Source organism: Gluconobacter kanchanaburiensis NBRC 103587 (genome assembly GCF_007988905.1).
Lineage (GTDB): Bacteria > Pseudomonadota > Alphaproteobacteria > Acetobacterales > Acetobacteraceae > Gluconobacter > Gluconobacter kanchanaburiensis.
Map to the genome: position 1 here is coordinate 34,677 of NZ_BJVA01000015.1, position 14,349 is coordinate 49,025.

General features: G+C 57.7%; 16 protein-coding genes and 1 tRNA gene. 13 read left to right on the forward strand and 4 right to left on the reverse strand.

The genetic code is table 11. The annotated features are described in order from the left end of the window. Window positions 1-9 precede the first annotated feature (9 nt). The 3 genes from GKA01_RS13845 to GKA01_RS10955 form a co-directional block, all read right to left on the reverse strand. A complete protein-coding gene (locus tag GKA01_RS13845; protein WP_228120023.1) occupies window positions 10-702 on the reverse strand; it encodes a hypothetical protein in 693 nt (230 codons plus the stop codon). Window positions 703-747: 45 nt separating this feature from the next. Then, entirely contained in the window at window positions 748-990 is a 243-nt protein-coding gene (locus GKA01_RS10950; protein ID WP_035729032.1) for a helix-turn-helix transcriptional regulator, read from the reverse strand. Between the two features lie 429 nt (window positions 991-1,419). Continuing rightward, a tRNA-Ser gene (locus GKA01_RS10955) sits at window positions 1,420-1,509 on the reverse strand. Window positions 1,510-1,728: 219 nt separating this feature from the next. Between GKA01_RS10955 and GKA01_RS10960 the strand changes: the two genes are divergently transcribed. The 12 genes from GKA01_RS10960 to GKA01_RS11015 all read left to right on the forward strand — a co-directional run bounded on the left by GKA01_RS10960 (window position 1,729) and on the right by GKA01_RS11015 (window position 13,355). Further along, complete coding sequence (locus GKA01_RS10960; RefSeq protein WP_228120022.1) at window positions 1,729-2,256, forward strand: Spy/CpxP family protein refolding chaperone; 528 nt, start codon at window positions 1,729-1,731, stop codon at window positions 2,254-2,256. 128 nt (window positions 2,257-2,384) lie between these two features. After that, window positions 2,385-3,812, forward strand: a complete 1,428-nt coding sequence (gene ffh / locus GKA01_RS10965) for a signal recognition particle protein (RefSeq protein WP_146862854.1) — start codon at window positions 2,385-2,387, stop codon at window positions 3,810-3,812. 40 nt (window positions 3,813-3,852) lie between these two features. Beyond that, on the forward strand, window positions 3,853-4,197 hold the full coding sequence (gene rpsP, locus GKA01_RS10970) for a 30S ribosomal protein S16 (protein ID WP_062029531.1): 345 nt from the start codon (window positions 3,853-3,855) through the stop codon (window positions 4,195-4,197). Window positions 4,198-4,225: 28 nt separating this feature from the next. Beyond that, window positions 4,226-4,768 carry a ribosome maturation factor RimM gene (rimM, locus tag GKA01_RS10975; RefSeq protein WP_146862857.1) on the forward strand — a complete coding sequence of 181 codons (543 nt, stop codon included), beginning with the start codon at window positions 4,226-4,228 and terminating at the stop codon, window positions 4,766-4,768. Beyond that, window positions 4,765-5,469 carry a tRNA (guanosine(37)-N1)-methyltransferase TrmD gene (trmD, locus tag GKA01_RS10980; RefSeq protein WP_146862860.1) on the forward strand — a complete coding sequence of 235 codons (705 nt, stop codon included), beginning with the start codon at window positions 4,765-4,767 and terminating at the stop codon, window positions 5,467-5,469. Before rimM ends, trmD begins: the two co-directional genes overlap by 4 nt. Window positions 5,470-5,493: 24 nt before the next feature. Further along, on the forward strand, window positions 5,494-5,886 hold the full coding sequence (gene rplS / locus GKA01_RS10985) for a 50S ribosomal protein L19 (protein ID WP_041110658.1): 393 nt from the start codon (window positions 5,494-5,496) through the stop codon (window positions 5,884-5,886). Between the two features lie 22 nt (window positions 5,887-5,908). Then, the gene (leuC, locus tag GKA01_RS10990; protein WP_146862864.1) at window positions 5,909-7,336 is read left to right on the forward strand and encodes a 3-isopropylmalate dehydratase large subunit; all 1,428 of its coding nucleotides are present in this window, start codon (window positions 5,909-5,911) and stop codon (window positions 7,334-7,336) included. Then, window positions 7,336-7,962: a 3-isopropylmalate dehydratase small subunit gene (leuD, locus tag GKA01_RS10995; protein ID WP_062109733.1), complete on the forward strand. Its 627-nt coding sequence runs from the start codon at window positions 7,336-7,338 to the stop codon at window positions 7,960-7,962. The genes leuC and leuD overlap by 1 nt, the downstream gene beginning before the upstream one ends. Next, entirely contained in the window at window positions 7,959-9,068 is a 1,110-nt protein-coding gene (gene leuB / locus GKA01_RS11000) for a 3-isopropylmalate dehydrogenase (protein ID WP_146862869.1), read from the forward strand. Before leuD ends, leuB begins: the two co-directional genes overlap by 4 nt. A gap of 146 nt (window positions 9,069-9,214) precedes the next feature. After that, on the forward strand, window positions 9,215-10,417 hold the full coding sequence (locus tag GKA01_RS11005; protein WP_146862872.1) for a pyridoxal phosphate-dependent aminotransferase: 1,203 nt from the start codon (window positions 9,215-9,217) through the stop codon (window positions 10,415-10,417). Continuing rightward, a complete protein-coding gene (locus tag GKA01_RS11010) occupies window positions 10,414-11,625 on the forward strand; it encodes a pyridoxal phosphate-dependent aminotransferase (RefSeq protein WP_146862875.1) in 1,212 nt (403 codons plus the stop codon). The genes GKA01_RS11005 and GKA01_RS11010 overlap by 4 nt, the downstream gene beginning before the upstream one ends. A 41-nt stretch (window positions 11,626-11,666) precedes the next feature. After that, window positions 11,667-13,355, forward strand: coding sequence for a M3 family oligoendopeptidase (locus GKA01_RS11015; RefSeq protein ID WP_146862878.1), 1,689 nt, complete (start codon window positions 11,667-11,669; stop codon window positions 13,353-13,355). A gap of 40 nt (window positions 13,356-13,395) precedes the next feature. Here GKA01_RS11015 and GKA01_RS11020 read toward each other — a convergent pair whose 3' ends face one another. Further along, window positions 13,396-13,935 (reverse strand): thioredoxin family protein, encoded by a 540-nt coding sequence (locus GKA01_RS11020; protein ID WP_146862881.1) that lies wholly within the window; start codon window positions 13,933-13,935, stop codon window positions 13,396-13,398. 74 nt (window positions 13,936-14,009) lie between these two features. Between GKA01_RS11020 and GKA01_RS11025 the strand changes: the two genes are divergently transcribed. Continuing rightward, on the forward strand, window positions 14,010-14,342 hold the full coding sequence (locus GKA01_RS11025) for a hypothetical protein (RefSeq protein WP_146862884.1): 333 nt from the start codon (window positions 14,010-14,012) through the stop codon (window positions 14,340-14,342). Window positions 14,343-14,349 lie beyond the last annotated feature (7 nt).

Consider the following 14,349-nt stretch of genomic DNA (forward strand, 5'->3'; position numbering starts at 1 on the left):
CGGACATCGTCACCTGTAATGCCATCGAAGTTTGCCGGGATCTTTTGTCGGAAAGTCAGGGGGAGCAATCCATCGGCGTGTCTGGGCGGTACGATGCCGTCGCCATCCAAGATATGTCAAAGCACGGGCAAGAATAAGCTGCTCGTCAGATCGTATCGGCCTTTTATAAAACAGGACTTGCTCCGCGATAACGTTCAGCGGCAGCCCTCCAGACGGGGACTGATCATGGACCTGGATCATCCTGCCAGAAGTCAGCTGAGGCAGGAGATCTTTAATCGTCAGTTTATCTGACCAATGCGAAGCACGGGCAAACAAAAGCTCCATGATTTCATCTATCGTTGGCTGTGCAACCGTAGATTTGTCTTTCAGGAAAAGAAATGTATTGAGGATTTCAAAAAGCTTAGTGTCTGAAAAATTACCGTTTATCATTTTGAATAGAGACCACCCTTCAGAAATCTCCGAAGGAGATGCCCAGAACAAGTTATGTAAGTCGTTTACGGTAGTTGGTGCCGAAAATAAATTATCGGGATTATCTACTTTGTAGCAATTAGTCTTGTAATAGGGATCAATCTCTCGAGTAACATCACAAAGGATCCAGAAAACAATATCCTGATAGACGCATTTCATCTCCAGGGAGTCCCAAGGGCTGTCCCAAGCAAAGTCAATCTCAGCGACGTCAAACATAGCGCTAGCTTTCATCATGGAAAGGATAGATCCGCAGGTATCCTGCGCTGATAAAATCAGCAGCTACGACCAGACGTTGCTCAGTGTGGTCTGCATGGCGGAAGAAGCGCTGCCGTCACGACGGACGAGCCTTTCGACATCGCGCAGTCGAAACAGAGTTCGCCTTGGACCGATTTTCAAGCGTTCGAGCTCGCCCGCAGCGACATATCTGTCGATCGTTGAGAGGGACACGCGTAGTCGCTCAGAAGCTTCCCGACGCGTTATAAAGATGTCGTCAGAGCGACGAAGGGGGAAAACAGAACTCATGATACGCCTTTCCAACCAGCCCCTCACGGGACCAACGATGATACTAGTTTCGTTTGGTTTTTTCGGCGTTCAGTGTTCTACAGGGTCTCTGCTTGAAGCAGTGGCAGAGAGCCTTCTGGGCTTGCTAGAAGTTTTTCGTACTGTGGTGTCAGCTAACTCAAGAACGTTAGCCGAACACGGACGACGATTTCAAGAAATTTCTGAGCGTTTTTTTTCGTGGGTCGCTGTTTCAGTCGCGCCTGCAGATCATCTAGATGTCTCTGGAGAAAGCAGGACATCAGTTAGCAGGTCACATCGGGAAATTTATAAACGACGCATATCGCGTCCGAGCGCCGCGCGATGACGCATTTTTTAAGATGGGTCTCAAGGTGGGATGAATTTCGACAAATCAAATAACTCTCTGGAAAATCTGGGAATTTTTGATTTATCTGGCGGAGAGGGTGGGATTCGAACCCACGGTACGCTTCCACGCACGGCGGTTTTCAAGACCGCTGCCTTCAACCACTCGGCCACCTCTCCATCCGTGCAGACTTCGTTTTTGAAGGATTCTGTACAGATCGGGATGCTACATGCGACGGGAAGCGTCCGTCGTCAAGTCGTCGTGTTACATATACTCTGCACTCTTACTCTTTGAAACGAAGGAGGGGGAATTCAGCAACATTGAAGCATGCCATCAAGAACGTCATGGAGACGTCTTGTGCGTTTCCGGCTGCCATAACCTCTAAGGATATGACGTCCATGACGATCCTTCGTCCTGCTGTTTTTCTTTCCGCCATTGCGGCTTTGGGTCTGGTGGGGACTCCTCTTCTGGCTTCGGCGCAGGCGCATCATGCGGCTGACTGGGTACAGCCTCCTCCGGGAGGTCCGCATGGCGCTCCCGGCCATATGATGCCTCCGGTCCCTCCGGGCGTTACACTGACGGCGGCCCAGAAGACAAAGCTCAAGGCCATTTTTGACAAGGCGCATCAGGACGAGCATGCGCTGCGTCTCGAAGGGAGGGCCATCGAGGACAAGATCCGTGATGCCTTGAGTGCCGTGGGTGATCTGGATCGCGCAACGCTTACAGATCTGAACGGGCAGGAGAATGCGCTCAAGGCGAAAGTCTCCGCGCTACATCTTGAAACCGTGGAGCAGCTTCATGATCTGCTGACGCCGGCGCAGCGCCAGCAGGGCAAGGAGACCATGGACAAGCTCAAGGTGCTTCATGAGCAGATGAAGGCTCTGATGGGGCATCCGCCAGAGGGTGAACCGGACGACATGCCCTGAAACCGTGGTTTCTGCGTCTATCGCTTGACGCCTCTACAGCAAGGCGATAGATGAACTCTGTTTCCGGACACGCCACCTCGCGAAGACTCGCGCAGTGGCGTGTTTCTGTTTGCTTTTAAGGTGACCCGTTGTTCGATCAACTCTCAGGCAAGATGTCCGGTGTCCTTGAAGGGCTTTCCAAGAACGGGAAGCTCTCAGAGGCTGATGTCACCGAGGCTATGCGTGAAGTGCGTCTCGCCATGCTGGAGGCAGACGTTGCTCTGCCTGTGGTGCGGAACTTCGTCAACAAGGTCCGTGAACGGTCTGTTGGTCAGGAGGTGCTGGAAAGCGTTTCTCCCGGTCAGGCTGTCGCCAAGATCGTCAATGACGCGCTGATCGACGCGCTTGGCGGGGCGGGGGCGGTGCCGCTGAACCTGTCTGCCAATCCGCCGGTTCCGGTGCTGATGGTGGGCCTTCAGGGTTCGGGTAAGACGACGACCTCCGGCAAGATCGCCCTGCGCCTTTCCGGTCGCGAGAACAAGAAAGTCCTTCTGGCCAGTCTCGATGTCCAGCGTCCAGCCGCGCAGCTCCAGCTTCAGCAGTTGGCCGAGCGCGTCAACGCCAAGACAGGCCGTGTTCAGGCTCTGCCGATCATTGCTGGGCAGTCACCTGTCCAGATCGCAAAGCGTGCGCTCGAGACAGGTCGTCTCGAAGGTTATGACGTCGTTATTCTCGATACGGCAGGCCGTCTGTCTATTGACGAGGCGCTGATGGATGAAGTGCGGGACATCCGCACACTCACCAAACCGGCAGAGACGCTGCTTGTTGTTGACGCGATGACTGGTCAGGACGCCGTCAACACGGCGAAGACCTTCAACGAAGCTGTTGGCATCACTGGCGTCGTCATGAGCAGGATGGACGGTGATGCCCGCGGTGGTGCGGCGCTGTCCATGAAGGCCATTACGGGCGCGCCGATCAAGCTGACCGGTTCGGGTGAGAACCTCGAAGCGCTTGAAGAATTCCATCCCGAGCGTGTCGCCGGCCGTATTCTCGGCTTGGGTGACGTTGCCGGGCTGGTGGAGCGTGCCGCCGAAACCCTCGATCACGAGGAAGGCGAGCGCGTCGCCAAGAAGATGCTCGCGGGCAAGTTCGATCTGGATGACTATGTTTCCCAGATCGACCAGATCAACCGCATGGGCTCGATTTCCGGCATTCTCGGCATGATGCCGGGGATGGGAAAGATCAAGGATATGCTGGGTGACAAGGAGCTCGATACGTCGATCTTCAAGCGTCACAAGGCCATCATTTCCTCGATGACGAAGCAGGAGCGCAAGACGCCGGACATCATCAAGGCGTCCCGCAAGAAGCGCATCGCGGCAGGCTCGGGAACTACGGTTCCGGAGATCAACCGGCTGCTCAAACAGTTCAACGACATGTCCACCATGATGAAACGCATCAGCAAGATGGGCCTTGGTGGCCTGATGCGCGGCATGGGTGGTGCAGGAGGTCTGGCGGATCTGATGAAGGGCATGGGCGGCCCCGGGGGGAAACCCGGTGGACGCCCGCCTTTCGTCTGATCCGTCCCGTTTTTACAAGTCTGTCTCTCAGGAGTATTTCATGAGCCTCAAGATCCGCCTTGCACGTGCAGGTGCCAAGAAGCGTCCCTACTACCACATCGTTGTTGCCGACAGCCGCAGCCCGCGCGATGGCCGTTTCATCGAGAAGGTTGGTTCCTACAACCCGATGCTGCCGGCTGATCACGCCGACCGTATCCGTCTGGTTGACGAGCGCATCAAGCACTGGCTGTCCAATGGCGCCCTCGCCACGGACCGTGTTGCCCGTTTCCTGGGCAATGCAGGTCTGGCTCCGAAGCCGACCTACAACGAGCAGCCCAAGCAGTCCGCTCCGAAGGCGAAGGCTCAGGAACGCGCCAAGGCTGCCGCTGCCGCTGCTGCGGCCTGATTGAGCCGCTTTTCAGGAAGCCCGAGACGTGCCCCGCTTCAACCCTGACAGCGATGTCCTGATTGCCACCGTCGGTCGTCCGCACGGTGTCCGCGGTCTGGTGCATCTTCATGCTGCCACAGATGATCCGGCTTCGGTCGAGACGCTGGGCGTGCTGCATGACGGGCAGGGGCGGGCATGGACGGCACGTTGGGTCTCGGCAGGCGTGGCTGCACTGACGGATGCTGAAGGTCAGGATATTTCTGACCGTACGGCTGCCGAGCGTCTGGTCAATGCCAAGCTGTATGTTCCGCGCACCGTCCTTCCGGAAACCGGAGACGACGAATTCTATCATGCCGATCTGATCGGTATGACGGCTGTCTCGGAAGACGGAGATGTTCTCGGGACGGTATCGGTCGTTCACGATTACGGCGCAGGCGTCAGCCTCGAAATTGATCGTGGTCTGATCGTGCCATTCACGCTGGCTTGTGTTCCTCATGTGGATCTTGCGAAACGGGAAGTGGTCCTTGTCCCTCCTGTTGAAGTCGAGGTCGAGGGGGATCTCTCCGGCGAGGTCCAGGTGCGGGCATGAGCTGGCGCGCGGACATCCTGACCCTTTTTCCGGACATGTTCCCGGGGCCGCTGGGGTTCTCCCTTGCGGGCCGGGCGCTGGAGCGGGGGATCTGGTCCTGCGAGGCGCACGATCTGCGGCAGCATGGACTGGGACGTCACCGGGCCGTCGATGACACGCCTTTCGGTGGCGGAGCCGGTATGGTGATGCGGGCAGACGTTCTGGATGCGGCCCTCTCGGCGCTTCCTGCGCTGGATGGCCGTCCGGTCGTCTACCCGACGCCACGTGGCAAGCGCATGTCGCATGAAGATGCGGAGCGTCTCTCGTCCGGAGCGGGGGTCGTCGTTCTCTGTGGGCGCTTTGAAGGCGTGGACGAGCGCGTTCTGGAAAAGCACGATATCGAACAGCTTTGCATGGGCGATGTCGTGCTGTCAGGCGGAGAAATTCCTGCCCTGACTCTTCTGGATGCGTGCGTACGGCTCCTTCCCGGCGTCATGGGATCGGATGTCAGCGGTCAGGACGAAAGCTTCGCCGACGGGCTTCTTGAATATCCACAGTATACCAAGCCGGCAGTGTGGGAGGGGCAGGACGTGCCCGACATTCTTCTCTCCGGCAATCATGGTGCCATCGCCCGCTGGCGCCATGAACAGTCAATCGCCGTCACGAAGGCGCGCCGCCCGGACCTCTGGGATGCGTATCTGGCACGACAGCAGGTCCATTGAAGTTTTGTTTTCAGGAGTTTGGTCATGAACATTATCCAGCAGTATGAGGCGCGCGAGATCGAGCGTCTTTCCGGCGTCCGCGCTGTTCCCGAGTTCATTGCAGGTGACACGGTCCGCGTTGGCGTCCGCGTTGTCGAAGGCACGCGTGAGCGTGTTCAGAGCTTCGAAGGTGTTGTTATCGCCCGTTCCAACAAGGGCCTGAACAGCAACTTCACGGTTCGCAAGATTTCTAATGGTGAAGGCGTCGAGCGCGTGTTCCCGCTGTACGCACCGTCGATCGCCAGTATCGAAGTCGTGCGTCGCGGTAAGGTCCGTCGCGCGAAGCTGTATTATCTGCGTGGCCGTTCGGGCAAGTCCGCCCGTATTGCCGAGCGTCCCCGCGATCTGCCGAAGGCGGACAGCAAGGCCGCTTCCTAAACCGTTCGGAGTTAGAGACAGGATGCCCGTTACCAATTCGCCCAGAACCCTTTTTGACAAGATCTGGGACGATCATGTCGTCGAACGTCTCAAGGACGGGACCTGCATCCTCTACATCGACCGGCATCTCGTTCACGAGGTGACAAGTCCGCAGGCTTTTGAAGGCCTGCGGATGTCCGGGCGTCGCGTGCGTCGTCCGGATGCCACGGTGGCCGTGGTGGACCACAATGTCCCCACGTCCGACCGTTCCAAGCCGATCGAGGAGCCGGAAAGCCGCCTCCAGATCGAGACGCTTGAGAAAAACGTCGCCGAATTCGGCGTTCCCTATTTCCCGCTGCGCTCCGCCTCTCAGGGTATTGTGCATGTTGTCGGGCCGGAGCAGGGTATCTCTCTGCCGGGCATGACGATCGTCTGCGGTGACAGCCATACTTCCACGCATGGCGCCCTTGGGTCGCTGGCGTTCGGGATCGGCACGTCCGAGGTCGAGCATGTGCTCGCGACCCAGACGATCCTGCAGAAACCCGCGAAGAACATGCGCGTCTCGGTTGAAGGCAAGGTCGGCCCCGGTGTGACGGCCAAGGACATCATGCTGGCCATTATTGGGCGCATTGGCACTGCCGGCGGCACCGGGCATGTCATTGAATTTGCAGGATCCGCGATCCGCGATCTGGACATGGCGGGGCGTATGACGCTGTGCAACATGTCCATCGAAGCCGGTGCGCGTGCAGGTCTGGTCGCGCCTGACGAGACGACCTTCGCTTATGTGAAGGGCCGCCCGTTCGCGCCGAAGGGCGAAGCGTTCGAGCAGGCCTGTGAGTACTGGCGCAGTCTGGCGTCTGACGAAGGTGCCTACTTCGATACCGAAGTCACGCTCGCCGCAGAGGAAATCATTCCCTCCGTGACTTGGGGTACCAGCCCGCAGGACGTGCTTCCGATCGACGGTTTCGTGCCGTCTCCGTCGGATGTTGCTGATCCGGCCCGTGCCGCCCAGATCCAGCGTGCTCTGGATTATATGGGTCTTGAAGCCGGGCAGAAAATTGCCGGGACGCCGGTGGATGTCGTGTTTATCGGCTCCTGCACGAACAGCCGTCTGGAAGATCTGCGCGCGGCGGCGGATGTGGTGCGTGGTCGTCATGTTGCCGACGGCGTTCGAGCCATGATCGTTCCCGGCTCCGGTCTGGTGAAGCATGCGGCTGAAGCGGAAGGACTGGACAAGGTGTTCCTTGCTGCCGGTTTTGAGTGGCGTGAGGCAGGGTGCTCGATGTGTTTGGGGATGAACCCGGATCGTCTGACGCCGGGTCAGCGTTGCGCGTCAACCTCCAATCGTAATTTCGAGGGGCGTCAGGGACCTGATGGCCGGACTCATCTCTGCTCGCCTGCCATGGCGGCAGCGGCAGCTGTGACGGGCCGTTTGTGCGATGTGCGTGAATTGGTGAAGGAGACCGTCTGATGGACAAGTTCACGGAGCTCACTGCCATTGCGGCACCTATGCCGACCGAGAATATCGACACGGACCAGATCATTCCAGCCCGCTTCCTCAAGACCATTCAGCGAACCGGTCTGGGGAAGAATGCTTTCGCCGCCCAGCGTTATGACGCAGATGGCAATGAAAAGCCGGATTTCGTGCTCAATCAGGAGCCGTACCGGCATGCCGAAATCCTGATTACTTACGACAATCTGGGCTGCGGATCTTCGCGCGAGCATGCCCCGTGGGCGTTGCTGGATTTCGGGATCCGTTGTGTGATCGCGCCCAGCTTTGCCGATATCTTTTTCAATAACTGCTTCAAGAACGGTATCCTGCCGATTCCGCTGCCGCGTGAGATTTGCGACGAACTGATGGACGATGCCCGTCAGGGTTCGAATTCGCGCCTGACGGTGGATCTGGAACGTCAGGTGATCGTGCGTCCGAATGGCGAGACCATCGCGTTCGAGGTTGATCCGTTCCGTCGGCACATGCTGCTCGAAGGGCTGGACGACATCGGACAGACCATGGCCCATGATGCCGAGATCAGCAGCTTTGAACATCGCCCCAGCCGTGCATGGGTGCCGTCAATTACCATAGGGACTGTGAAATGAGCGACGCACACAAGCTTCTGGTTCTAGCCGGAGACGGGATCGGGCCGGAAGTCATGCGCGAAGTAGCGCGGATCGTGCACTGGATGAGTGCGCATCGCGGGCTGAAGCTTGAAATCACGGAAGAACTCGTTGGTGCAGCCTCGCTTGCCGTACACGGCGTGCCGATCCGCGACGAGGTTGTTGAACTGGCCCGTCAGTCCGACGCGGTGTTGTTCGGTTCGGTGGGGGATCCGGCCTGGAGCCATGTCGGGTTCGACAAGCGCCCGGAAGTTGCGATCCTCAAGCTCCGCAAGGAACTTGAACTGTTCGCCAATCTGCGCCCGGCCAAGCTGTTTGATGCCCTGATTGACGCCTCTGCGCTGAAGCCTGAAGTGGTGCGTGGGCTTGACCTGATGATCGTTCGCGAGACGGTTGGTGGCATCTATTTCGGTGAGCCGCGTGGCGTCGAGACACTGCCCGATGGCTCCCGTCGCGGTATCAACACGGAAGTTTACACGACGTCCGAAATCGAGCGTGTGGCTCGCGTGGCGTTCGATCTGGCCCGCAAGCGCGATAATCGCGTCTGCTCGGTTGAGAAGTGCAATGTCATGGAAAGTGGTCTTCTGTGGAAGGAGGTCGTAACCGACATTCACAAGCGCGAATATCCTGACGTCCAGCTCTCGCACATGCTGGCTGACAACTGCGCGATGCAGCTCGTGCGTGACCCGAACCAGTTCGATGTTATTGTGACGGGAAACCTGTTCGGAGACATCCTGTCCGATCTGGCGTCGATGCTGACGGGTTCGCTCGGAATGCTGCCTTCCGCGACGCTTGGCCCGGTTCGCGCCGATGGTAAGCGCAATGCCCTATACGAGCCGATTCATGGCAGCGCACCGGATATTGCTGGCAAGGGGATCGCCAATCCGCTGGCTCAGATCCTGTCCTTCGCCATGCTGCTGCGGTATTCGCTCAATCGTGGTGAGGATGCCGACCTGATCGAGACGGCTGTTTCCAATGTTTTGGCTTCGGGGCTGCGGACAGGCGATATCATGTCTCCGGGTATGGCTCGAGTCGGCACCGAAATGATGGGGCAGGCCGTACTGCGTGAGATGGAAAAGCTGGCCTAACCTTTTTACTGAGCGGGTCTGCTACACATCGGGCGTCTTCCTTATGGGAGGCGCCCTTTTTTTGTTGATCAGAGCGTGGTTGCCTGTGGTCAAAACCTTTGGAACATGCGTAGAATCACGCTATCGAAATGATCCGGAACCCTGTCATGTCCTTTATTGCCGACCGTCTGAACCGTATCCTTCCCAGTCAGACGATTGCTGTGACCCAGAAAGCCCGCGCTCTGAAAGCAGAGGGCCGTGATATCATCAGCCTTTCTGCGGGTGAACCGGATTTCGATACTCCCGATTTCATCAAGCGTGCGGCAATTCGGGCGATCGAGGCCGGCAAGACAAAATATACGGATGTTCCGGGCACACTAGAGTTGCGCAAGGCTGTCGCGGCCCGTCTGAACGCTGATTTCGATCTGGACTACAAGGCCGAGGAAATCTGCGTTTCCACGGGTGGCAAACAGGTTATTTATAACGTCATGGTCTCGACCCTGAATGCGGGTGATGAAGTCATCATTCCCGCACCGGCGTGGGTCTCTTATCCTGATATTGTAACGTTGGCCGATGGAACGCCTGTCATTGTTCAGACTGATCCTGAAAATGGCTTTCGCCTTACGGCGGAACAGCTTCGTGCGGCGATCACGCCTCGTACGAAATGGCTCTGTCTCAATTCGCCGTGCAATCCGACAGGCGCGGCCTATGATACTGAGGCACTCAGAGCGCTTACGGATGTTCTGCTGGACTATCCGGATATCTGGATCCTCACGGACGATATGTATGCCAAGCTCCTGTATGATGGGGCAGTCGCCAAAACGGTTGTTCAGGTCGAGCCGCGTCTGCGCTCCCGGACCGTGACGATGAACGGTGTTTCCAAGGCTTACGCTATGACAGGCTGGCGGATCGGATTTGCCGCTGCACCAGTGGAATTCACGAAACAGCTTATCAAGCTCCAGGGACAGAGCACGAGCAATCCGTGCTCCATCGCGCAGGCCGCGGCACAAGAAGCCGTGTCCGGCCCGCAGGATTTTATTGGCGAGATGGTCGCGGTCTATCAGGAGCGGCGTAATCTCGTAATCGGGATGCTGAATGAAGCGCCGGGTCTGTCGTGCGCTCTTCCCGAGGGGGCTTTCTATGCGTTTCCGTCCATCGCCGGAACACTGGGCAAGACGAGCAAAGGTGGTCGCCTTATTGACGGAGACGAAGCCTTCGTGACGGCCCTGCTTGAGGAAACCGGGGTCGCGGCCGTGCATGGTACGGCATTCCTGACCCCGGGATATTTCCGGATTTCCTATGCGACCAGCACGGAACTTCTGAAGGAAGCCTGCACCCGGATCCAGAGTTTCTGTCAGGGGCTTTCATGAGTTTCACCATCGCCTCACGTCTGGCAGATCTCCCCCGTCCCGCCACGATTGCCATGGCGGCCCGTGCGCGTGAACTGAGGGGGCAGGGGGCGGATGTCATTTCTCTGGCGCTGGGGCAGCCAGATTTTCCGTCGCCGCCCGAAGCGATCGAAGCGGCCTATGCCGCAGCGAAAGCGGGCGACACCGGCTATCCGCCGATCCCGGGCCAGAAGCCACTGATTGATGCCATCGCCCGGAAGTTCCGTCGTGACAACGCTCTGGACGTCACGTCTGACAGGATCATGGTCGCGAATGGTGGCAAGCAGATCATTTTCAACGCGCTGATGGCGTCGCTGGAAACCGGCGATGAAGTTATCGTGCCTGCGCCGTATTGGGTGAGCTATCCGCTGATCACCCGGATGCTGGGCGGGGTTCCGGTCGAGATCCGCTGTCGAGAGGAAAACGGTTTCCGTCCTGATCCTGAAACGATCCGCAAAGCCATCACGTTACGGACGAAATGGCTGGTCCTGAATTTCCCGAACAATCCAACTGGCGCCATTTTGGAACGTCAGGATCTGGAAGCCATCGCGGATGTACTGCGTGAGGCACCGCATGTCCTCGTGATGAGTGATGAGATTTACGAACATCTGACGTTCGACGGGAAGAAGCACCTCTCCCTGTTGAGTGTCGCGCCGGATCTGGCAGACCGCATCCTGATCGTGAACGGGATGGCCAAGGCCTATGCCATGACGGGCTGGCGGGTCGGGTTCGCCTGTGGACCGGTCCCTCTGATCCAGGCCATGGTCGCGGTGCAGGGCAATTCCACATCCGGCGTCTGCACGCTCGCTCAGGCCGGCTCGGTCGCGGCTCTGGACGGAGACGCTGACGGGATTGCCCGGATGTTGGAAACGTATGAACGGCGTCGCGGCATGGTCGTAGGTGCGTTGCAAGACATTCCTGGCCTGACCTGTGTCATGCCGGAAGGAGCTTTTTACGCTTATCCGGGTGTAGCAGCACTCATTGGGCGAAAATCCGGACAGGGGCGACGTCTGGATACGGATGTTGCTTTTGCTGAAGCGCTTCTTGAGGAGGCTCATGTCGCGACAGTTCCAGGTTCGGCGTTTGGTTATAGCCCCTATTTGCGGTTGTCTTTTGCGGCTTCGGATGCTCAGCTAGCCGAAGCCTGCCGCCGTATTGCCCGGTTCGTGAGCGACATCCAACCTGCCTGACGGGCATGGACGCAGAGGGAGAGGAATGTCAGAATTGCCCCATGACGCAGACAATCCCTCCCTTTTCCCAACTGTCTTTTCCCCGGCCTGACGAACAGTCTCTGAAGGCCCGCTATGATGTGATCGGCTCCCTGCTCGATGCGGGAGAAAAACGCGAAGCCCTTATGGCTTTTGATGCCGTGCGGCGTGAGTATGAGGCCTGGGCTTCCTACGTCCATCTCCAGTTTTCACGTGATACGCAGGATGAAGCGGCTAAAGCAGACCGTGATTATGCGGACCGCCTGTCACCACTGGCGACCGACCACGAGGTCGCGGTTAAAAAGCGTCTGCTGGCAGATTCAGATCGTGCTGGACTTGAAACTATTGTCACGCCTCATGTCGTGCGGCTGTGGGAAGCGGATACAACCACGTTTGACCCGCGCATCACAACCGATCTGGAAGAAGAAGCCCGACTGACCGGGGAATACACAGCGCTTCTGGCTGCGGCAAAAATTGATTTTGACGGGAAGATACTCAACCTGTCCGGCCTCGTGCCTTATCTTCAGGGACCGGATCGGGATATCCGTCATGCAGCAGAAAAAGCGCGCTGGGATTTTTTTGAAGCGCATGGCGCCGAGCTGGATGAGCTATACGGCAAACTCGTTGCCCTGCGTGATCGTATGGCGAAGACGCTGGGATTTGCGAATTACATTGAGCTTGGTTATCGCCGGATGCGGCGTACGGACTACGGTCCGGAGCAGGTCTCGGCCTTTCGTGAAAAAGTTCTGGCGCATGTCACACCACTCGTCAGCTCCCTTCTGGAGCGTCGACGGCTGAAAATGGGGTGGGACCGGGTCATGGCCTGGGACGAGGCGCTGATTGACCTCCAGGGCAATCCGGAACCCGCGGGAGACCATGATCTTCTCGTAGCCAGGGCGGAGCACATGTTCCGCGAATTGGACTCCTCTGGTGAGATGGCTGATTTCTATCTTCAGATGCGTGAGCTTGGATATCTTGATCTCAAGAACCGTGAAGGGAAAGCAGGAGGAGGGTTCTGCACATCCTTTCCGACAATTGGGACTCCATATATTTTCGCCAACTTCAACGGCACTCATAACGATATTGGCGTTTTCACCCATGAAATGGGCCATGCGTTCCAGAACTGGAAGAGCCGGGATCTTCCATGGATCGATCAGCTCTGGCCCACCATGGAAGCGGCCGAGATCCATTCCATGGGGCTTGAATTCCTGACCTGGCCCCAGATTGGCGATCTGGTTGAGGATGGCGCTGCCGAACGATACCGGCGGATGCATCTGATTGATGCGTTGTCGTTCTTTCCTTATGGCGTCTGCGTGGATCATTTTCAGCACGAGATCTATGCCCGTCCCGAAATGACGGCGGAAGAACGTCACGAGACGTGGCAGCGGCTTGAAAAACTTTACATGCCGTGGAGGGACTGGGGAAATCTCGCTTATCCGGCCAAGGGTGGACGGTGGCAGGCCCAGCTTCATATCTATCGGCTGCCATTTTATTATATCGACTATGCGCTGGCGCAGTGCTGTGCGTTGCAATTATGGCTCGGCTCGCGCCTGGATCGGGACGGAACGCTGGAGACCTATCGGACACTTTGTTCGGAAGGCGGGTCCAAACCTTTTGCCCAGCTTGTTTCTGAGGCAGGGCTGACCTCTCCGTTCGAAGCAGATGTGCTGGCTGAAGTGGTCCACGAAGCCGAGCAGGTGCTCGCACTTTGAAGAAAACTGAAGCTCCGGAAAAATCCGGAGCTTCAAGTCGTTAGCCGCGTTTGTTCCAATCGGAAATCAGGTCCAGAACGGCCTGGGGCGACATGCTGCGGGCGTTGCCGAGTGCCGTGGAGCCGTCGCCATTGAGGGCGTGCCCGTCGGGAGTAACGATAATGACGGTCGGAACGGCCTTGATCGTCACACCATAGCGGCTCGCCAAATCAAGGTTGGTATTGATGCGACCCACGTTGACCGGCACCATAACAAACTGGCTCTCCAGCCAATGTGCGGCATCGGGGAGGGCGAAGATCCCACTGAGCATCTTGCAGTCGGGGCACCAGTTACCGCCAAAATCGAGCAGAACCTTGCGATGTGTTTTCTGTGCAAGGGCAAAAGCTGCTGTGACCTGATCATGTGCAACCTCTGTGTCCGGATAGGGGGTAGCAACGGGCGGCGCTGCTGTTTCGCTCAGTCGGGGGGCAGGAATCGCGGGTTGTTCCGCTGGCGCGGCCTGGGCTGTGAGGGGGGCGACGAACGCCAGACCAAGGCCGGCAGCGGCAAGAAGGAAGTGGCGCATGAAAAAGGCTTTCATTGATGTTGTCGTCCGCATGTCATAACGCGGAATAACAGGAGCTGATGATTAAAGCGTAAATTCCACGAAAGGTCATGTATTTGAAAAAGTCAGAACCCCGTTCTAAAAACGTAATTCACCGTGAAGTCACTGTCACGGAGACGCTCGTCCGAACCGTGAGCTTGGTGGCGCTGACGCTCGTTTTCGCGTCTGCCTTCCGTTTCTGGCAGCCTGCCATCCGGCTGGCGCAACATATGGCGGGAACATCTTTCTGGCAGTCGCTCTATGGGCTTTTCCATATTGAGTCCGGCCTTGGGCGTGAGCAACTGATCCTCAGCGGAATCGTTGTCGTCTGTTTCCTGTTGGCTCTGCTGGTCCAGGCTGTCGGTCTGCTCGTTTTCCGGAAAATCAGGGAGAGGCGAAACTGAAGAATAC